Source organism: Burkholderia seminalis DSM 23518 (assembly GCF_902832885.1).
GTDB lineage: Bacteria > Pseudomonadota > Gammaproteobacteria > Burkholderiales > Burkholderiaceae > Burkholderia > Burkholderia seminalis.
Genome location: NZ_CADFDK010000001.1, coordinates 458,321 through 477,086 on the forward strand (window position 1 = coordinate 458,321; position 18,766 = coordinate 477,086).

The window sequence follows — 18,766 nt, forward strand, 5'->3', positions numbered from 1 at the left end:
CGGGCCGTTCAGCCGCGCGCCACGGCTGCCGGCGCATAAAAAAGCCCGCCTTTCGGCGGGCTTTCTTCTGGCGGCGGCTTTCGCGTGTTCAGCGCTTCAGCTTCGCGAATGCCGCGGCCATCGCGCCGGCCGGTTCCGGCTCGCGCGAGCGCTGCGGGCGAGCCGCGCCGCGCGCCGCGTTGCCGCGATCCTGGCCGCCGCGCGACGACATGCCGGGCGCTGCCGCGTCGTCGTCGAGGCGCATCGTCAGCGCAATGCGCTGGCGCTTCACGTCGACGTCGAGCACCTTCACCTTGACGACCTGGCCGGCCTTCACGACTTCGTGCGGGTCCTTGATGAACTTCGTCGACATCGCGGACACATGGACGAGGCCGTCCTGATGGACGCCGATATCCACGAACGCACCGAACGCGGCGACGTTCGTCACGACGCCTTCGAGCGTCATGCCCGGCACGAGGTCCGACACCTTCTCGACACCTTCGCGGAACGTCGCCGTCTTGAATTCCGGCCGCGGATCGCGGCCCGGTTTCTCCAGTTCGGACAGGATGTCGCGCACGGTCGGCAGGCCGAAACGTTCGTCAACGAATTCCGTCGGGGACAGGCCCGACAGCGCTTCGCGGTTGCCGAGCACGTCGTCGATGCGCTTGTTGATCTTCGCGAGCATCCGTTCGACGACCGGATAGGCTTCGGGGTGCACCGACGAGCGGTCGAGCGGGTTCTCGCCGCCGTTGATGCGCAGGAAGCCGGCGGCCTGCTCGAAGGTCTTGTCGCCGAGGCGCGGCACCTTGCGCAGGTGCTCGCGCGACGGGAACGGGCCGTTCGCATCGCGGTAGTCGACGATGTTGCGGGCGAGCGTCGCGTTCAGGCCCGACACGCGTGCCAGCAGCGGGACCGATGCGGTGTTCGCGTCGACGCCGACCGCGTTCACGCAATCCTCGACGACCGCGTCGAGCGAACGCGCGAGTTCGCGCTGGTTCACGTCGTGCTGGTACTGGCCGACGCCGATCGCCTTCGGCTCGATCTTCACGAGCTCCGCGAGCGGGTCCTGCAGGCGGCGTGCGATCGACACGGCGCCGCGCAGCGATACGTCGAGCTCCGGGAATTCCTTCGCGGCGAGCTCGGACGCCGAATAGACCGACGCGCCGGCTTCGGACACGACGATCTTCTGCAGGCGCAGCTCCGGGTGCTTCGCGATCAGTTCGCTCGCGAGCTTGTCGGTTTCGCGCGACGCGGTGCCGTTGCCGATGCTGATGAGTTCGGCCTGCGTCTGCGCGGCGATGCGGGCGAGTTTCGCGATCGAGCCGTCCCAGTCGCGGCGCGGCTCGTGCGGGTAGATCGTGTCGGTCGCGAGCACCTTGCCGGTGCGGTCGACGACCGCGACCTTCACGCCCGTGCGCAGGCCGGGGTCGAGACCGATCACGGCCTTCGGGCCGGCCGGCGCGGCCAGCAGCAGGTCGTTCAGGTTGCGCGCGAACACGCGGATCGCCTCGGTTTCGGCCGTTTCGCGCAGTTGCGTGAGCAGTTCGTTCTCGATATGCGGCTGCACCTTCACGCGCCAGCACCAGCGGCAGACGTCGGACAGCCATTTGTCGGCCGGGCGGTTCTGGTTCGCGATGCCGAAATGGCGCGCGATCATCGCCTCGCCGGGATGCGGCACCTGCGCGTCGAGCTCTTCGCCGAGGCCGAGCTTGACCGTCAGGACGCCCGCGTTGCGGCCGCGGAACAGCGCGAGGGCGCGGTGCGACGGCACGGTCTTGATCGTTTCCGCGTAGTCGTAATAGTCGCGGAATTTCTCGCCTTCCTCGTTTTCCTTGCCCTCGACGACCGCCGACGACACGACGCCCTGGTTGTGCAGGTAGTCGCGCAGCTTGCCGAGCAGCTCGGCCGTTTCGCCGAACTGTTCGGACAGGATGTCGCGCGCGCCGTCGAGCGCGGCCTTCACGTCGGCGACACCCTTGTCGGCGTCGACATACGCGGCCGCCTCGGCCTGCGGGTCGAGCAGCGGGTTCGCGAGCAGGGCCTGCGCGAGCGGCTCGAGGCCGGCTTCGCGGGCGATCTGCGCACGCGTGCGGCGCTTCGGCTTGTACGGCAGATAAAGGTCTTCGAGCACCTGCTTGCTGTCGGCCGCGTCGATCGCGGCGCGCAGTTCGTCCGTCAGCTTGCCCTGTTCGTCGATGCTCGACAGGATCGCCGCGCGGCGATCCTCGAGTTCGCGCAGATACAGGAGACGTTCCTCGAGCTGGCGCAGCTGCGTGTCGTCCAGGTTGCCGGTCACTTCCTTGCGGTACCGGGCAATGAACGGAACGGTCGAGCCTTCGTCGAGGAGTTGCACGGCCGCCGCGACCTGGCGCGGCTGGACGGACAGTTCGGTGGCGATGCGCTGTACGATCTTGAGTGCTACGGTTTCCGTCATGTCGTGGATGATCTGCCTGCTGAAATCGCGGCGCGGGCCGGCAGGCCCGACGCGGCGGGCTGCATGGCGGGCCCGACGAGCCTGATGCCGCGGGTGAGTGAAGCGGGGCATTTTGCCATAAATGGCGGAGCGTCCAGCCGGGGGTGATAGAATTTGACACATGTCCCGCAGCTTTCCTACGACGTTGCCAACTTCCCGAATTTCTCTCGTCGCGCTCGGCGCAGCGCTCGCCGCGGCTTTGTCCGCCGGGCCTTCCGGCGCGTTCGCGCAGGCCTCGGGCGCAACCGCGCCGGACGCCGTCGCGGCCGCGCCCGTTGCGGCCTCCGCCGCACCGGATTTCGACGCCCGTCAAAAAGTGCTCAATCAACGCACCGCGGAAAACGATTATCGTTATGCGGTGGCCGAGCATAATTGCTACAGCACCTTTTTCGTCAATCACTGTCTCGGCAAGGCGCGCGACCAGATGCGCGACGAGCGCGCGAGCATCCGTCAGGAGCAACTCGCGCTCAACGACGAGCAGCGCGCGGTGCGCGCGCAGCAGCGCGACCAGCAGCAGGCACTGAAGCAGGCGCAGAACGCGGCGGAAGCGCCGCAGCGGGCGGCGAACGATGCGGCGAACGCGGCTGCGTTCCGCGACAAGCAGGAGCAGAATGCACTGAAGCAGGCGCAGCGCGGCGCGGAAGGGCCGCAGCGCGCGGCGAGCAAGCAGGCATACGACCAGAAGCAGGGCGACTTCCAGCGCAAGCTCGACCAGGCGCACCAGCAGGCGGCGCAGAAGGCGCAGGAGCGGGCGGACAACGCCGCGCGCTACGAGCAGAAGCAGAAGGAAGCCGCGCAGCACAAGGCCGATGTCGAGCGACGTCAGCAGGAAGCGGCCGAGAAGGCCAAGCAGCAACAGCAGGGGCAGTAACGTGTTGGATTGATCGGGATCAGTCTCGGGCGCGTCGGCATGCCAGCCGCCGCGCTGCTTCGATGAGGAGGCAACTATGCAAAACCGTCACACGGAACAGCAGCAGGAATTGCACAACCGTTTGGCTGCATTGCAGGAGCAGCACCAGCAGCTCGCTCGGGAGATCGAGCTGAAGGAAGGGCACTCCGACATCGACGACATCACGCTGCACCGGCTGAAGAAGGAAAAGCTGGCAGCCAAGGACAAAATCATTCTGCTGCAATCGCAGCTCGAACCGGATAAGCGCGCCTGAGCGCGGCCTGGCAAGCGCCGGCGCCGCCCGGGCGCTGGACACAGGAACGCTTGCCTTGAATTCACCGCTTGAAGCCACCCCCGATGCCCGGCGTGAAGCGACGTCCGCCGGACGCGTTCGTGCGCCCGAAGGCACCTTCGAGCTGAGCCGCAAGCGCGTCGACGAACTCGACACGATTTTCGGCGAGGGCGGGTTGCTGGCGCGCGCGCTCGACGGCTACCGGCCGCGTACCTCGCAGATCGAGATGGCGCGCGCGGTCGCGTCGGCGATGGAAGCGTCCGCGCGCCGGATGCCCGAGCCCGAGATCTTCGAAACACGCAAGCGGCCGGCGCGCCGCCTCGGCGACGGCGGCAAGGCAGCCGAGCCGGGCGCGGACGGCGCCGCATCAGCCGAATCCGACACCGATGCGGCCGACAACACGCTGATCGTCGAAGCCGGTACGGGTACCGGCAAGACCTACGCGTATCTCGTGCCCGCGATGCTGTGGGGCGGCAAGGTGATCGTGTCGACCGGCACGAAACACCTGCAGGACCAGCTGTTCCAGCGCGACATCCCGACCGTGCGCAACGCGCTCGCGGTGCCGGTGTCGGTGGCGATGCTCAAGGGGCGCGCCAACTACCTGTGCCATTACTACCTGCAACGCACGGCCGACAACGGCCGCCTGCCGTCGCGGCAGGACACCGCGTATCTGCAGGAGATCGTCCGCTTCGCGAAGATCACGAAGAGCGGCGACAAGGCCGAGCTCGCGAGCGTGCCGGAAACGGCGCCCGTGTGGTCGATGGTCACGTCGACGCGCGACAACTGCCTCGGCCAGGAGTGCCCGCATTACAAGGAATGCTTCGTGATGCAGGCGCGGCGCGAGGCGCAGCAGGCCGACGTGGTGGTCGTCAACCATCACCTGTTCTTCGCGGACATCATGCTGCGCGACACCGGGATGGCCGAATTGCTGCCGAACGCGAACACGGTCATCTTCGACGAAGCGCACCAGTTGCCGGAGACGGCGACGCTGTTCTTCGGCGAGACGCTGTCGACCACGCAGATCCTCGAACTCGCGCGCGACACGGTGGCCGAGGGCCTGGGCCACGCGCGCGACGCGGTCGAGTGGGTGAAGCTCGGCGGCGATCTCGAACGTGCGGCGCGCGACTTGCGCCTCGCGTTCGCGAACGACCAGATCGTGCGCATGTCGCTGGCGCAGCTCGGCGACGATCATCCGATGTTCGGCGCGCTCGACGCGCTCGACGTGGCGCTCGACGCGCTCGCGTCGGCGCTCGCGAGCCAGGCCGAGCGGGCGGAGTCGCTCGGCGCGTGCCTGCGGCGCGCGCGCGAGCTGCAGGATCTGCTGGCCGGCTGGGTCGCGCCCGGCGCGGCGGAGGCGGCCGCGCAGGCCGACGCGGCAGCGGCCGGCGACAAGGCGACCTCCGACGGCGATCCGAACGAGAAGGTGCGCTGGGTCGAGGTGTTCGCGCATACCGTGCAGCTGCACGAAACGCCGCTGTCGGTCGCGCCGATCTTCGCGAAGCAGCGTGCAGGTGTCCCGCGGGCATGGGTGTTCACGTCGGCCACGCTGTCGGTGCGCGGCGATTTCACGCACTACGCGGCGCAGATGGGCCTCAGCTCGCGCCGCTCGATGACGCTCGCGAGCCCGTTCGACTACCAGTCGCAAGGGCTGCTGTACGTGCCGCGCAACCTGCCTCAGCCGTCTTCGCCGGCGTTTACCGATGCCGTCTTCGATGCCGCGCTGCCGGCGATCGAGGCGTCCGGCGGCGGCGTGTTCATGCTGTGCACGACGCTGCGCGCGGTCGACCGGATCGCGTCGAAGTTGCGCGATGTCATCGAATCGCGCGGCTGGAACACGCCGCTGCTCGTGCAGGGCGATGCGAGCCGCACTGAGCTGCTTGACCGTTTCCGCGCATACGGCAATGCGATCCTGGTCGGCAGCCAGAGTTTCTGGGAGGGCGTCGACGTGCGCGGCGACGCGCTGTCGCTCGTCGTGATCGACAAGCTGCCGTTCGCCCCGCCGGACGATCCGGTGCTGGCCGCGCGTCTCGATGCCCTGACGAAGAAGGGCCTGAGCCCGTTCGCCGTGCATCAGCTGCCGCAGGCCGTGATCACGCTGAAGCAGGGCGCAGGCCGGCTGATTCGCGCGGAGACGGATCGCGGCGTGCTGATGATCTGCGACACGCGGCTCGTCGACAAGCCCTACGGGCGCCGGATCTGGCAGAGCCTGCCGCCGTTCAAGCGCACGCGCGAGATCGCGGTCGTGCAGGATTTCTTCGACGAGCATCGCTCGGACAAACGCATGTGACGATCCGCGCGGCCGGCGCCGCGCGATCGCCCCCGCGGCGCCGGATTGCGGCGCCAATAAAAAACCCGGCTCGATGGCCGGGTTTTTTGTTCGTGCAACGGGCGTTGCGCCGCGCGGTTCGTCAGAACTGCCACCACGACTTCTTCGCGCCGGGGCGCGAATGGCCCGTGACGTACGGGCTGTCGGGGAACGTGCCCGCGAGCACGCGCTTCGTGTCCTCGGCGAGCTGCGGCTGGTTCAGCTTGTTGTACGACAGGATCATGATGTGCAGCGCATCTTCGATCGCCGGCGCACCCTTGTAATCCTTGATCGCGAGCTGGGCGCGATTGATTGCCGCCACGTAGGCGCCACGACGGTAGTAGTAGTCGGCCGCGTGCACTTCGTGCGACGCGAGCGCGTTGACGATGTAGCGCATCCGTGCCGCTGCATCGGGCGCGTACTTGCTCTTCGGGAAGCGGTCGACGACGACCTTGAACGCATCGTACGACTCGCGCAGCGCCTGCGGATCGCGTTCGCTCATGTCCTGGCCGGAGAAGCGCCCGAACAGGCCGAGATCGTCGTTGAAGTGGATCATCCCCTTCAGGTAGTACGCGTACGGGATATCCGGGTGATCGGGGTGGAGCTGGATGAAGCGGTCGACGGCCTGGTCGGCGGCGGCCGCTTCGTTGTCCTTCCAGTTGCAGTATGCAACGTTGATCTGTGCCTGCTGCGCGAAATGACCGAACGGATCGCGGCCTTGCAGCGATTCGAAATATTTCGCGCACTTGCCCCAGTCGCCGCCGGACAGTGCGTCCTGGGCCTCTGAGTATAATTTGTTATTCGACCAGGTAGCCGTCTCGTCCTGCTTCTGCGGCAAGCCGTGGCAGCCGGCGATGAGGGCCGCGGCCGCTACCGCCGCAGCCCGGGCGGCGGCGGTTCTGGCCGTGCGTTTGGTCGAATTCATCATGCTCGCATGTCCTAGCTTCAAGTCTCGGTGACCCAGTCTAAATGACCCGTTCAAGTTCGCAGAATGCCCAGCCGGGCACACCAAATCGCGAAGATTATAGCCCAAGCGATCGGCCCGCCGACGCTGCGTCGGGGGATTCCCTCGATGACGATCTGGCCGGCGACGTCATGCAGCCGCCCGTCGTACCGTCCGCGGCGGTCGACGAGGCGCCGCGCGTCGTCGAAGTGCCGCTGTCGCTCGCGGGCGAGCGCCTCGACAAGGCGCTTGCCCAGCTGTTCCCCGAATTCTCCCGCAGCCGCCTGCAGAGCTGGATCGAGGCGCAGCGCGTGCTCGTCGACGGCGCGCCGGCGAAGATCCGCCAGCCGGTGCCGCTCGGTGCCAAGATCGCGCTCGTGCCCGACCTGCTGCCCGAGCAGCTCGCGTTCACGCCGGAGCCGGTGCCGCTCGACGTGATCTACGAGGACGACGCGCTCGTCGTGATCAACAAGCCGGCCGGCCTCGTCGTGCATCCGGCCGCCGGCAACTGGAGCGGCACGATGCTCAACGGGCTGCTGCATCGCTACGGCGACGCGGCGGCCGGCCTGCCGCGCGCGGGAATCGTCCACCGGCTCGACAAGGAAACCTCCGGCCTGATGGTGGTGGCGCGCACGCTGGCCGCGCAGACGGACCTCGTGCGGCAGTTGCAGGCCCGCACGGTGAAGCGCCGCTACTTCGCGCTCGTGTGGGGCACGATGCCCGAGGAAGGCACGATCGACGCGCCGATCGGCCGCGATCCGCGCGAGCGCACGCGCATGGCCGTCGTCACCGGCGCGTCGGGCAAGCCGGCCCGCACGCATTTCCGTACGGTTGACACATGTCTGTGGCAACGTCAGCCGGTGTCGGCGATCCAGTGCGATCTCGAAACCGGCCGCACGCACCAGATCCGCGTGCACTGCGCGCACATCGGGCACCCGCTGCTCGGCGATCCCGTCTACGGGCGCGCGCGCGGCAAGCGTTCGGTCACGCCGCTGCCGGACGGCTTCGCGCGACAGGCGCTGCATGCGTGGCGGCTCGGCCTCGTGCATCCGGTCACGGGCAAGGCGATGCAATGGCGCTGTCCGTTGCCGGACGACCTGAACACGCTCGTCGCGGCGCTCGGTTTCGGGCAGGGCGACGAGGAATTCGACGACGACGATGGTGTCTACGACGATGACGATTTCGGCGGCGAGTATCACGATGACGAGCCGTACCTGGAAGACGACGAGGAGGCGTGAGTGCCGATGACGAACCTGGCGCCGTTGACGTGGCAGGACTGCGTGCAGCCCGACTGGCAGGTGTCGCCGCGCGTGCGCGCGCTGATCACGACGCGCGACGGCGGTGTGAGCGAAGGCCCTTACGGGCGCTGGCAGGAGGGAGAGGCGCGGCCGGGCGGGATGAATCTCGGCCTGCATACCGGTGACGATCCGGCCCGTGTCGCCGCGAATCGCGCGCGTTTGCTCGCCCTCGCGGGCCAGTCGAGCGCCGCGTGGCTCGAGCAGGTTCACGGTGCGGACATCGTCCGCGCCGACGAGGTGATCGCGGCGGCGCCCGCGGCGGCTGCGCCGGTGCGGGCCGACGCGAGCGTCACGGACCGGGCCGGCGCCGTCTGCGTCGTGATGGTCGCGGATTGCCTGCCCGTGCTGTTGTGCGATGCGCAAGGCCGCGCGGTCGGCGCCGCGCACGCGGGCTGGCGCGGGCTCGCGGCCGGCATCGTCGAGCAGACCGCGGCTCGCGTCGCGGCGCGTGCCGGCGGCGCGACGGACACGCTGCATGCGTACCTGGGGCCGGCGATCGGCCCGCAGGCGTTCGAGGTCGGCGCGGACGTGCGCGACGCGTTTCTCGACACGGCTCCGCAGTCGGAGCATGATGAAACCGGGCTCGCGTTCGTTGCGATCGAGGGCGCGCCCGGCAAGTTTCTCGCCGATCTGTACGCGCTCGCGCGCTTGCGTCTCGCCCGTGCGGGCGTCGCGCACGTGAGCGGCGGGGCGGCTTGCACGGTCACCGAACAGGCACGCTTCTATTCGTACCGCCGCGATCGCGTGACGGGCCGCATGGCAGCGGCGATCTGGCTGGCCGATTGACGGCATGCGCATGCGTGCGGGATTTGCCGCGTCGCGAAATCGGGTTATCTCGATATTTAGACGGCACTGCGGCATCGCATGCGCAACTGAATGGAAAATCCCGAAGTCAAGCCGGACAAAATGGTTTATGTTTCGCCGGAACCCTTGTCCCGCCTGTTGCACGCGGATTATCTCCGTGCAGAAATGTTCAGTGGTTTGACTTGGCGCTTCACATGGGGAAAACGATAATGATAAAAATACCGCACTGCGGCAGAATCTGGAGACGCCTCTCCAGAGCATGACGGCCCGGCTCGCAGCCGGCACGCCGCGCGCGAGCAGGATTTCACGATTGACGCTCACGAATCACCGGTAAGGCAGGTAATGACAGCATCGAAAAATTCGTCGACGTCCGCTCAGGCGGGCACTTCCGCAGGCAGCACCGGTTTTGATCCGGCCGCCCAGCCGATGCAGCAGATGTTCGAGTCGTGGCTGAACGCGTGGCGCGGTTTTGCAGATCCGGCGCGCGCCGCGACTGCATCGGCCACCGTCAATCCGTTCGCGACTTTCCAGTTTCCGGCTTCGTTTCCGTTCCAGATGCCGTCGATGCCCGATCTCGGTGGCCTCGCGGGGCTTGGCGGCATGGCGTCGCCGTTCGCGGGGCTGAAGCTGCCGGTTGCCGCGATTCCGCCGGAACGGCTCCAGGCGCTGCAGGCCGACTACGCGCGCGATTGCATGACGCTGATGCAGCAGGCTGCCGCCGCGAAGCTCGAGGCCCCCGAACTGAAGGATCGCCGCTTCAGCGGCGACGCATGGAAGTCGTCGCCCGCGCATGCGTTCGCGGCTGCGTGGTATCTGCTCAACGCGCGTTACCTGCAGGAACTCGCCGACTCGCTTCAGACCGATCCGAAGACGCGCGAGCGCATCCGCTTCACGGTCCAGCAATGGACGGCCGCCGCCGCGCCGAGCAACTTCCTCGCACTTAATCCCGACGCGCAGAAATCGATTCTCGACACGCAGGGCGAGAGCCTGCGGCAGGGGATGATGAACCTGCTCGGCGACCTGCAGCGCGGCAAGATTTCGCAGACCGACGAATCGCAGTTCGTGGTCGGCAAGAACCTCGGGTGTACTGAAGGTGCGGTCGTCTACGAGAACGACCTGATCCAGCTGATCCAGTACACGCCGAAGACGGACAAGGTGTTCGAGCGGCCGTTGCTGATCGTCCCGCCGTGCATCAACAAGTTCTACATCCTCGACCTGCAGCCCGAGAATTCGCTCGTCGCGCATGCGCTGTCGAACGGTCATCAGGTGTTCCTGGTGTCGTGGCGCAATGCGGACGCATCGGTCGCGCACAAGACGTGGGACGACTACATGAACGAAGGGCTGCTCGCGGCGATCGACGCCGTGCAGCAGGTCAGCGGCCGCGAGCAGATCAACACGCTCGGCTTCTGCGTCGGCGGCACGATGCTCGCGACCGCGCTCGCGGTGCTTGCCGCGCGTGGCGAACATCCGGCCGCGTCGATGACGCTGCTCACCGCGATGCTCGACTTCAGCGATACCGGCATCCTCGACGTGTTCGTCGACGAGGCGCACGTGCAGATGCGCGAGCAGACCATCGGCGGCAAGAACGGCACGCAACCGGGGCTGATGCGCGGCGTCGAGTTCGCGAACACGTTCTCGTTCCTGCGTCCGAACGACCTCGTGTGGAACTACGTCGTCGACAACTACCTGAAGGGCCGCACGCCCGCGCCGTTCGACCTGCTGTACTGGAACAGCGATTCGACCAGCCTGCCGGGCCCGATGTACGCGTGGTACCTGCGCAATACCTATCTCGAGAACAAGCTGCGCGAGCCGGGCGCGCTGACCGTATGCGGCGAATCCGTCGACCTGTCGCTGATCGACGTGCCGACCTTCATCTACGGTTCGCGCGAGGATCACATCGTGCCGTGGCAGACGGCCTACGCGTCGACGTCGATCCTGTCGGGCCCGTTGAAATTCGTGCTCGGCGCGTCGGGGCATATCGCGGGCGTGATCAATCCGCCGGCGAAGAAGAAACGCAGCTACTGGGTCAACGACGACCTGCCCGAATCCGCGGACGACTGGTTCGCCGGTGCGGCCGAGCAGCCGGGCAGCTGGTGGCCGACGTGGGTCGAATGGCTCGATGCGTACGGCGGCCGCAAGGTGGCGCCGCCGGCCGAGGCGGGTTCCGCGCAGTTTCCGGTGATCGAGCCGGCACCCGGGCGCTACGTATTGCAGCGCGATTGACGAAAACCGGACAGCGGCGCACGCTGTCCGGAGCACCGCAGTTTTTTTAACAGGGCCGGTAACGATGCGCCGTGTCGTGCGGGCCTGGAGGAAAGGGAAATGACGGACGTAGTGATCGTATCGGCCGCGCGAACCGCGGTCGGCAAATTCGGCGGCTCGCTTGCGAAGATTGCAGCGCCGGAGCTGGGCGCGACGGTGATCCGCGCGGTGCTGGAGCGTGCGGGCGTGAAGCCCGATCAGGTCAGCGAAGTGATCATGGGCCAGGTGCTGACGGCCGGATCGGGGCAGAACCCGGCGCGGCAGTCGCTGATCAAGGCCGGGCTGCCGAACGCGGTGCCGGGGATGACGATCAACAAGGTGTGCGGCTCGGGCCTGAAGGCCGTGATGCTGGCGGCGAACGCGATCGTCGCGGGTGACGCGGACATCGTGATCGCGGGCGGCCAGGAGAACATGAGCGCGTCGCCGCACGTGCTGCCGGGCTCGCGCGACGGGTTCCGGATGGGCGACGCGAAGCTGGTCGACACGATGATCGTCGACGGCCTGTGGGACGTGTACAACCAGTACCACATGGGCATCACGGCGGAGAACGTCGCGAAGGAATACGGGATCACGCGCGAGGAGCAGGACGCGTTCGCGGCGCTGTCGCAGAACAAGGCGGAAGCCGCGCAGAAGGCCGGCCGTTTCGACGACGAAATCGTGCCGGTGTCGATTCCGCAACGCAAGGGCGAGCCGCTGCAGTTCGCCACCGACGAATTCGTGCGTCACGGCGTGACGGCGGAATCGCTGGCCGGTCTGAAGCCGGCGTTCTCGAAGGACGGCTCGGTGACGGCGGCGAACGCGTCGGGGCTGAACGACGGGGCGGCGGCGGTGCTGGTGATGTCGGCGCAGAAGGCGGCGGCGCTCGGCCTGACGCCGCTGGCGCGGATCAAGGCGTACGCGAACGCGGGCGTGGATCCGAGCGTGATGGGCATGGGCCCGGTACCGGCGTCGCGCCGGTGCCTGGAGCGCGCGGGCTGGACGCCGGGCGACCTGGACCTGATGGAAATCAACGAGGCGTTCGCGGCGCAGGCGCTGGCGGTGCACAAGCAGATGGGCTGGGACACGTCGAAGGTGAACGTGAACGGCGGGGCGATCGCGATCGGCCATCCGATCGGCGCGTCGGGCTGCCGGATTCTGGTGACGCTGCTGCACGAGATGGCCAAGCGCGACGCGAAGCGCGGGCTGGCGTCGCTGTGCATCGGCGGCGGGATGGGTGTCGCGCTCGCGGTCGAGCGCCCGTAACCGGCTGTTCGTCACCGTCGAACCGAATCCGGGCGCCGGCCGATTGCGGCTTCGGCCGGCGCCACGTGAAGTCAGAGGGAGCCTCGATAGCTCTCGAAACCAAAAAATGGAGTGAGATTCATGTCTCAGCGAATTGCGTACGTAACGGGCGGGATGGGCGGCATCGGCACCAGCATCTGCCAGCGTCTGTCGAAGGACGGCTTCAAGGTCGTCGCGGGTTGCGGCCCGAACTCGCCGCGCCGCGTGAAGTGGCTCGAGGACCAGAAGGCGCTCGGCTACGACTTCATCGCGTCGGAAGGCAACGTCGGCGACTGGGACTCGACCAAGGAAGCATTCGACAAGGTCAAGGCCGAAGTCGGCGAGATCGACGTGCTGGTCAACAACGCGGGCATCACGCGCGACGTCGTGTTCCGCAAGATGACGCATGAAGACTGGACGGCCGTGATCGACACCAACCTGACGAGCCTCTTCAACGTGACGAAGCAGGTGATCGACGGGATGGTCGAGCGTGGCTGGGGCCGCATCATCAACATTTCGTCGGTGAACGGCCAGAAGGGGCAGTTCGGCCAGACCAACTACTCGACCGCGAAGGCCGGCATTCACGGCTTCACGATGTCGCTCGCGCAGGAAGTCGCGACGAAGGGCGTGACGGTCAACACCGTGTCGCCGGGCTACATCGGCACCGACATGGTGAAGGCGATCCGTCCCGACGTGCTCGAGAAGATCGTCGCGACGATCCCGGTGCGGCGTCTGGGCGGCCCGGAGGAAATCGGCTCGATCGTCGCGTGGCTCGCGTCGAACGATTCCGGCTTCGCGACGGGCGCCGACTTCTCGCTGAACGGCGGCCTGCACATGGGCTGACGCCCGGGCTGCGCGGGCCGGGTGGCCGCGCAGCCGGGTGGGTTCCGAAGGCCCCCGCCTCCCGGATTCGGGCGGCGGGGATTCGTCACTTGCGCTTGCGCTACGCTGCACTGAAAGGCGTTACATGACTACTACAAAGAAGACTGCCGAACGGCTCATCAAGAAGTACCCGAACCGCCGGCTCTACGATACCGAGACAAGCACGTACATTACGCTCACGGACGTCAAGCAGCTCGTGCTGGAGCAGGAGGACTTCAAGGTCGTCGATGCGAAATCCAACGAAGACCTGACGCGCAGCATCCTCCTGCAGATCATCCTCGAAGAGGAAAGCGGCGGCGTGCCGATGTTCTCGTCGTCGATGCTGTCGCAAATCATCCGTTTCTACGGCCATGCGATGCAGGGCATGATGGGCACGTACCTGGAAAAGAACATCCAGGCGTTCATCGACATCCAGAACAAGCTCGCGGATCAGTCGAAGAACCTGTACGACACCAACGCGATGAATCCGGAAGTCTGGTCGCAGTTCATGAACATGCAGGCGCCGATGATGCAGGGGATGATGACCAGCTACATCGAGCAGTCGAAGAACATGTTCGTGCAGATGCAGGAGCAGATGCAGAACCAGGCGAAGTCGATGTTCAGTACGTTCCCGTTCAAGCAGCCGGGTGCGTCGGAGCCGGAAAAGAAGTAATTAATCGTGGCGCGGCACGCCGGCCGCGGCGGCGCGAGCCGTCGGGCGACGGGGCCGCGAAGCAGCGCGCGCAGCGCAGCCGATCGTGTGTTCGGGCATGACGATGCGCGGCCGCTGCCTGCCGTGAGATGCCGCCGACGGTCGTTCATGATCGTCGGCACCGATGCGCGTGCCGGGCAACGGCGTGCATGACCGTCGTCCAGTCGATCGAGATCCCGTCATCAACGAATGAAAGCCGGGGTGCGCTGCGCCGGAGCGCGTGCGTTCGCACCGCGGCGCGGGGTGTGTGCCTGTCGCACCCGAAGCGGCGCTGCACGGTGACGCACGGTACCGGTACCGGTTGCGACGATACAGGCGATGCCGCGTCGACCCGGCGCGACCAAGAACAACAAACCGATTGAGAGAGCGCATGCGAGGGATTCGAATGGCATCGGCCGGCCGGCTCGCCGGTCTTGCTTCGATGTTCATGTGTGGCATGGGCCTGGCCTTGCCGGCCCTGGCGATCGATTGCGCGAAGGCCGTGCAACCGGTCGAGAAGCGCATCTGCGCGAGCCCCGCGCTGCGGGCAGCCGACGCGAGGATGAATACGGCCTATGCGGGCGCGCTGAAGGCCGCGCCGGACGCCGCGATCCGCGACATGCTCGTGCGCAGCCAGCGGCGCTGGATCGGCGCACGCAACAACCGACTCGACGCCGATTACGATGGCCATCCGATGGCGGTCGACGAAGTGCGCAAGGCCATCGATCGGCGCACGGCGATGCTGGCCGATCGGTCGGCCAAAGGGCTGATCGCGCGGGCGCTGGCCGAGCGGCAGTGGCTCGCGAAATATACGGGCGGCCCGTTGACCGGTTTCGATGGCAACTGCGATTTCATTCCGGACGACGCGAGCGGCACGCACGTGTCCTACGCGTGCTTCGGCGCGGTCCACGTGCAGCATCGTGCGCGGATCTGCAGCCAGAGCGAGGACTGGGCGACCGGCGCGGTCTATCAATACCGCTCGGTGAGTGCGACCGTCGGCGGGAAGGTGCATCCGGTGGCGTTCTGCGAGGCGCAGGCGCATGCGCAATCGTGCGATGACGGCGGCGCGCAGTCAGGATGGGTACGGGCCGGTGCGTCCGGCGTGGATGGCCGCGCGCCTGCGCCGGCCGCGGGCATGCCGCAACTGGATGCGGAAATGTGGCCGATCGGCGACGGCGACGATGCAGTGTGGTTCGAGCGGTGTCTGACTGCGCCGGTGTTTCCGGATGCGCGGTGACGCGCAACGCTTCATGTTCCTGCACGGCCCGCGATCGCGGGCCGGGTCGTTTTTCGTCGGCAGGGGTTTCGTGCGCAGCCGATGTCGATCGATCATCGACTGCGATGTCGCGCACGCGTGCGCTGCGTGGTCATCGGTTCAGGCCGATGGCATGCGTTGCAGCGGTGCTCAGTGCGCGGGACCGAAGTCCTGATCGTCGTCCGGCGGAGGAAGGTCGAGCACGAGCTTGACGGCGCAGTAGTTCGCCTTGAGCGAAAACACGCGGCCGATCACGAGGAACGTCTGTCGAGAATGCTCGAGCTCGACGAAGTCGCCCGGTTGCGGCACATGCGCGCCCTGGTCGTAGGAGAAACTGGTGCTGGTTTGCTCGCCGACGGCTTCCGCTGCGTGTTCGGTGAATTCGATCGTGATGTGGGTGGTCATGCGAGCCCCGTCATGGGTGGTGTGAAGCGGTTGGAGGTTCCGATTCTCGCATAACGGCGCCTCGCGTCCGGGGCGATTGTCGTGCGCCGGGCTCCGGCGCACTCGAGTCCGCACGCGTCGAGGATGTTCCACGAGCGCTGCAGCGAACCTCCCGTTGGAGAGCCGTGGCAGTGCGATGGCGGCGGCCCGGCCGAAGCCGGGCGCGGCGCGGAACGAAGCGAGGTTGCGGTTATTTCTCCGCAAACGTGCCCGCTTCCACCAACGTCATCTTGCCGGGGTCCACGTACGTGCGGATGGCGGTGTTGACCTGCTCGACGGTCAACGCGCGCACGCGCTCGGGATAGGTGTCCAGGTCGCTCAGCGGGCGGTCCTGGAGCACCGTCTGGGCGATCATGGCGGCCATCTGCCCGGTCGTTTCCATGGCGACTTGATGGCGGCCGATCATGCCGTCCTTGCGGGCATCCAGTTCCGCCTGCGTCACGCCCTGTTTCCACCAGGTGTCCAGAATGCGGCGCGTGCTGGCGACGCCCTTGTCCAGCAGAGGCGGGGCGAAACTGCTGGTGATGACGAATCCGCCGTCCATCAGCGAGAGCCCGGACAGGCCGGCACGAATGCCGTAGGTCAGGCCCTCCTGATCGCGCACCCCTGCCATCAGCCGGCCGGTGAAGCCGTTGCCCAGGATGTTGACGGCCGCGCTGAGGGGCAGGTAGTCGGCATCGTTGGCGCGCAGGTCGATGGCCTGACCCAGCATCACGCTGATGGATTCCTTGTCCCCCATGGCGATGCGCTGTATGTCGGGCTGACTTGCCTTGCGCGGCGGCCCCCGCCGCACGAGCGCCTGGCCGCCGCTCCAGCCCGCGAACGCTTCGGTCACGAGGGACTGCAGGCGGCGAGGGTCCGCGCCGCCGACCACGACCAGCGTCATGTGTGCAGGCCCGTAATAGGCTTGATGAAAGGCCTTGATGTCGTCCACCGTCGCGGCGGCGATGGCCTCGAGCATCCGCTCGCGCGGCACCGGAGCGTTGAGGTGCGCGGCGGGGTAGATCGACCGGTTCAGCGCCTCGGTGGCCCGGACCGACGGGTTTTCCGCGGCGTTGCGGACCGCGGCCTCCAGCCGCGTCTTGGCCTTGGCCAGTTCCTCCGGCTTGAAGGCCGGCCGGCGCAACTGCTCGGCCATCAGGTCGATCAGCGTCGGCAAATCCTTGGTCAGGCTTTGGCCGTAGATGCCGACATAGCCTCCGTCGGTCCGGAACGACAACTGGGCGCCCAGGCTCTCCAGCAGCGCGGAGATCGCCACCTTGTCGCGACGGGTGCTGCCCTCCTGCAGCAACATGCCCGTCAGCAACGGCACGGCGGGATTGGCTGCCTTGCTGGCCGTGTCGGCATCGCCCAGCGGCATCACGCCGGCAACGGACACCATTTCCCGCGGCGACATCGAATAGGTCAGCAGCGCGATGCTGCCGGCCTGGGTGCGCACGATGCGATCGGCGATGCCCGCCTGAGCGGCAACAGGCAGCCACAGTACGGCGAACCACACGAACCACGTCCGCAGATGGTTGAAACGAGCCTGCATCATGACGATTTCTCCGGAACGAACCAGCCGGTGGTGCTCTGGTTTTCAACGAGGTACTTTCGGGCGACGCGCCGCACATCGGCGGGCGTCACCTTCTCCAGTTCTTCGAGCTCGGTGACGAACCGTGTCCAGTCGCCCAGCGAGACCGCGTGGCCCAATCGGGCGGACGTCAAGCCGACGCCGTCACGCTGGTAGATCTGATCGGCCCGGTAAGGGCCCAGCACCCGCTGGATATCGTCGCGCGTGACGCCCTCGGTCTTGACGCGCTCCAGTTCGGTCCAGACGACTTTCTCGGCCTGCTCGTGTTTCGCGTCGGGCGGCAGGCTGACCGTCACCACGAACGGGCCGGGATCACGCAGCGCATGGAAGCTGGCGCCGGCATGCGTGGCAACCGCGGTGTCGACCAGCGCGCGATACAGCCGGCTGCTCTTGCCCTGGCTCAATACCAGGCCCAGGACGGTCAGGGCCGCCGCATCGGGGTCGAGCGCGCGCGGCGCCTTGAAGGCGATGATCAGATTGCCTGTCGCGCCGGCGCGCTTGAGCACCAGCCGTCGTGGCCCCTGCTGCGGAGGTTCCTCGGTCGTGACCACCGGGATGGGCTGGGGCGCGCGCGGAATGCCGCCGTAATACTGCTTGATCCAGCCCAATGCCTGGTCCGGCCGGAAATTGCCGACCAGGATGACGACGGCATTGTCCGGCCAGTAGAAGGTGTCGTAGAAGCGGCGCAGCTTGTCCACGCTCGCATGCTCGATGTCGCTACGCCAGCCGATGGTGGGATGGTGGTAGGGGTGTGCCTGGTAAGCCGTGGCCATGACCTGCTGGAACAACGCGGTGACAGGACTGTTCTCGCCCCGCTCGTACTCGTTGCGTACCACCGTCATCTCGCTGGCCAGGTCTTCCGGGCGCAGCAGGAGGTTGCGCATGCGGTCGGCCTCGATGGCGATGTAGCCTTCCAGCGCGTCACGCCCGAGCGTGCCGAAGTAGTTGGTGCGGTCCATCGAGGTGGTTGCGTTGAAGGTCGCGCCCACGCGCTCCATGTAGCTGTTCAGCGAATTGCCGAGCGCCTTGTTGTAATGCTGGCTGCCCTTGAACATCAGGTGCTCGAGCAGGTGGGTGTCGCCGGTCGTGCCGGCGGCCTCGTTGCGTGAACCCACCTGGTACAGCACCTGGAAACTGACCACCGTCGCTGCGGGATCGGGCAGGGCCAGCACGGTGAGGCCGTTGGCATCCAGGCGGTATTCGTCGATGCCGCCCAGGGAGCGCACGTGGGTAAAGCCCGCGACCTCGACGGGTTGGGCCATCGCGGTGCCTGCAATCAACAGGCACAACGAGAGCCCGGCGCATATCAAACGTCGTACTGACATGAAACGTCCTTTCGTGTGGGCGGGATGAACGCGGAAGATCGGGCGCCGGCTCGACGGTCGGTTGACCTGCGTCCAGCGCGGCGAACGTGAAGTTTTTCATATTTTCCGATGC

16 protein-coding genes are annotated in these 18,766 nt (G+C 67.1%); 11 read left to right on the top strand and 5 right to left on the bottom strand.

Features of this window, described 5'->3' with window-relative positions:
* Positions 1-88: 88 nt before the first annotated feature.
* Positions 89-2,413, bottom strand: a complete 2,325-nt coding sequence (locus tag HWX00_RS02140) for a Tex family protein (protein WP_034188628.1) — start codon at positions 2,411-2,413, stop codon at positions 89-91.
* A 160-nt stretch (positions 2,414-2,573) separates the two neighbouring features.
* Here HWX00_RS02140 and HWX00_RS02145 point away from each other — a divergent pair, with 160 nt between their 5' ends.
* The 3 genes from HWX00_RS02145 (at position 2,574) to yoaA (ending at position 5,920) form a co-directional block, all read left to right on the top strand.
* Complete coding sequence (locus HWX00_RS02145; protein ID WP_049028415.1) at positions 2,574-3,323, top strand: hypothetical protein; 750 nt, start codon at positions 2,574-2,576, stop codon at positions 3,321-3,323.
* Positions 3,324-3,399: 76 nt separating this feature from the next.
* The gene (locus HWX00_RS02150) at positions 3,400-3,615 is read left to right on the top strand and encodes an HP1242/YdcH family protein (protein ID WP_006478692.1); all 216 of its coding nucleotides are present in this window, start codon (positions 3,400-3,402) and stop codon (positions 3,613-3,615) included.
* A gap of 55 nt (positions 3,616-3,670) precedes the next feature.
* Positions 3,671-5,920: a DNA repair helicase YoaA gene (gene yoaA, locus HWX00_RS02155; protein ID WP_175029010.1), complete on the top strand. Its 2,250-nt coding sequence runs from the start codon at positions 3,671-3,673 to the stop codon at positions 5,918-5,920.
* Between the two features lie 121 nt (positions 5,921-6,041).
* Here yoaA and HWX00_RS02160 read toward each other — a convergent pair whose 3' ends face one another.
* Positions 6,042-6,866: an outer membrane protein assembly factor BamD gene (locus HWX00_RS02160; RefSeq protein WP_034188625.1), complete on the bottom strand. Its 825-nt coding sequence runs from the start codon at positions 6,864-6,866 to the stop codon at positions 6,042-6,044.
* A gap of 41 nt (positions 6,867-6,907) precedes the next feature.
* Here HWX00_RS02160 and HWX00_RS02165 point away from each other — a divergent pair, with 41 nt between their 5' ends.
* The 8 genes from HWX00_RS02165 (at position 6,908) to HWX00_RS02200 (ending at position 15,294) form a co-directional block, all read left to right on the top strand.
* Positions 6,908-8,119 (top strand): RluA family pseudouridine synthase, encoded by a 1,212-nt coding sequence (locus HWX00_RS02165; RefSeq protein ID WP_034188624.1) that lies wholly within the window; start codon positions 6,908-6,910, stop codon positions 8,117-8,119.
* A gap of 6 nt (positions 8,120-8,125) precedes the next feature.
* Entirely contained in the window at positions 8,126-8,965 is an 840-nt protein-coding gene (gene pgeF / locus HWX00_RS02170) for a peptidoglycan editing factor PgeF (protein ID WP_175029015.1), read from the top strand.
* Positions 8,966-9,325: 360 nt separating this feature from the next.
* The gene (phaC, locus tag HWX00_RS02175; protein ID WP_034188623.1) at positions 9,326-11,206 is read left to right on the top strand and encodes a class I poly(R)-hydroxyalkanoic acid synthase; all 1,881 of its coding nucleotides are present in this window, start codon (positions 9,326-9,328) and stop codon (positions 11,204-11,206) included.
* 99 nt (positions 11,207-11,305) lie between these two features.
* Positions 11,306-12,487 carry an acetyl-CoA C-acetyltransferase gene (locus HWX00_RS02180; RefSeq protein ID WP_069706224.1) on the top strand — a complete coding sequence of 394 codons (1,182 nt, stop codon included), beginning with the start codon at positions 11,306-11,308 and terminating at the stop codon, positions 12,485-12,487.
* A gap of 120 nt (positions 12,488-12,607) precedes the next feature.
* A complete protein-coding gene (locus HWX00_RS02185) occupies positions 12,608-13,348 on the top strand; it encodes a 3-ketoacyl-ACP reductase (RefSeq protein ID WP_006491801.1) in 741 nt (246 codons plus the stop codon).
* A gap of 124 nt (positions 13,349-13,472) precedes the next feature.
* Positions 13,473-14,039: a polyhydroxyalkanoate synthesis repressor PhaR gene (phaR, locus tag HWX00_RS02190; protein WP_034186777.1), complete on the top strand. Its 567-nt coding sequence runs from the start codon at positions 13,473-13,475 to the stop codon at positions 14,037-14,039.
* Positions 14,040-14,227: 188 nt separating this feature from the next.
* Positions 14,228-14,440 (top strand): hypothetical protein, encoded by a 213-nt coding sequence (locus tag HWX00_RS02195; protein ID WP_124607885.1) that lies wholly within the window; start codon positions 14,228-14,230, stop codon positions 14,438-14,440.
* 8 nt (positions 14,441-14,448) lie between these two features.
* The gene (locus HWX00_RS02200; protein WP_175028111.1) at positions 14,449-15,294 is read left to right on the top strand and encodes a lysozyme inhibitor LprI family protein; all 846 of its coding nucleotides are present in this window, start codon (positions 14,449-14,451) and stop codon (positions 15,292-15,294) included.
* 168 nt (positions 15,295-15,462) lie between these two features.
* On the opposite strand, the gene HWX00_RS02205 is transcribed toward HWX00_RS02200, so the two are convergent.
* The 3 genes from HWX00_RS02205 to HWX00_RS02215 all read right to left on the bottom strand — a co-directional run bounded on the left by HWX00_RS02205 (position 15,463) and on the right by HWX00_RS02215 (position 18,591).
* Positions 15,463-15,717 (bottom strand): hypothetical protein, encoded by a 255-nt coding sequence (locus tag HWX00_RS02205; RefSeq protein WP_034186779.1) that lies wholly within the window; start codon positions 15,715-15,717, stop codon positions 15,463-15,465.
* Positions 15,718-15,946: 229 nt separating this feature from the next.
* The gene (locus HWX00_RS02210; protein ID WP_175028110.1) at positions 15,947-17,293 is read right to left on the bottom strand and encodes a M16 family metallopeptidase; all 1,347 of its coding nucleotides are present in this window, start codon (positions 17,291-17,293) and stop codon (positions 15,947-15,949) included.
* A complete protein-coding gene (locus HWX00_RS02215) occupies positions 17,290-18,591 on the bottom strand; it encodes a M16 family metallopeptidase (RefSeq protein WP_226193740.1) in 1,302 nt (433 codons plus the stop codon). Before HWX00_RS02215 ends, HWX00_RS02210 begins: the two co-directional genes overlap by 4 nt.
* Positions 18,592-18,766 lie beyond the last annotated feature (175 nt).

What these genes read in the sequence shown, in the direction of transcription:
- HWX00_RS02140 (WP_034188628.1), bottom strand. Translation starts at nt 2,413, where the DNA reads ATGACGGAAACCGTAGCACTCAAGATCGTACAGCGCATCGCCACCGAA.
- HWX00_RS02145 (WP_049028415.1), top strand. Translation starts at nt 2,574, where the DNA reads ATGTCCCGCAGCTTTCCTACGACGTTGCCAACTTCCCGAATTTCTCTC.
- HWX00_RS02150 (WP_006478692.1), top strand. Translation starts at nt 3,400, where the DNA reads ATGCAAAACCGTCACACGGAACAGCAGCAGGAATTGCACAACCGTTTG.
- HWX00_RS02160 (WP_034188625.1), bottom strand. Translation starts at nt 6,866, where the DNA reads ATGATGAATTCGACCAAACGCACGGCCAGAACCGCCGCCGCCCGGGCT.
- HWX00_RS02165 (WP_034188624.1), top strand. Translation starts at nt 6,908, where the DNA reads ATGACCCGTTCAAGTTCGCAGAATGCCCAGCCGGGCACACCAAATCGC.
- pgeF (WP_175029015.1), top strand. Translation starts at nt 8,126, where the DNA reads ATGACGAACCTGGCGCCGTTGACGTGGCAGGACTGCGTGCAGCCCGAC.
- phaC (WP_034188623.1), top strand. Translation starts at nt 9,326, where the DNA reads ATGACAGCATCGAAAAATTCGTCGACGTCCGCTCAGGCGGGCACTTCC.
- HWX00_RS02180 (WP_069706224.1), top strand. Translation starts at nt 11,306, where the DNA reads ATGACGGACGTAGTGATCGTATCGGCCGCGCGAACCGCGGTCGGCAAA.
- HWX00_RS02185 (WP_006491801.1), top strand. Translation starts at nt 12,608, where the DNA reads ATGTCTCAGCGAATTGCGTACGTAACGGGCGGGATGGGCGGCATCGGC.
- phaR (WP_034186777.1), top strand. Translation starts at nt 13,473, where the DNA reads ATGACTACTACAAAGAAGACTGCCGAACGGCTCATCAAGAAGTACCCG.
- HWX00_RS02195 (WP_124607885.1), top strand. Translation starts at nt 14,228, where the DNA reads ATGACCGTCGTCCAGTCGATCGAGATCCCGTCATCAACGAATGAAAGC.
- HWX00_RS02200 (WP_175028111.1), top strand. Translation starts at nt 14,449, where the DNA reads ATGCGAGGGATTCGAATGGCATCGGCCGGCCGGCTCGCCGGTCTTGCT.
- HWX00_RS02205 (WP_034186779.1), bottom strand. Translation starts at nt 15,717, where the DNA reads ATGACCACCCACATCACGATCGAATTCACCGAACACGCAGCGGAAGCC.
- HWX00_RS02210 (WP_175028110.1), bottom strand. Translation starts at nt 17,293, where the DNA reads ATGATGCAGGCTCGTTTCAACCATCTGCGGACGTGGTTCGTGTGGTTC.
- HWX00_RS02215 (WP_226193740.1), bottom strand. Translation starts at nt 18,591, where the DNA reads ATGGCCCAACCCGTCGAGGTCGCGGGCTTTACCCACGTGCGCTCCCTG.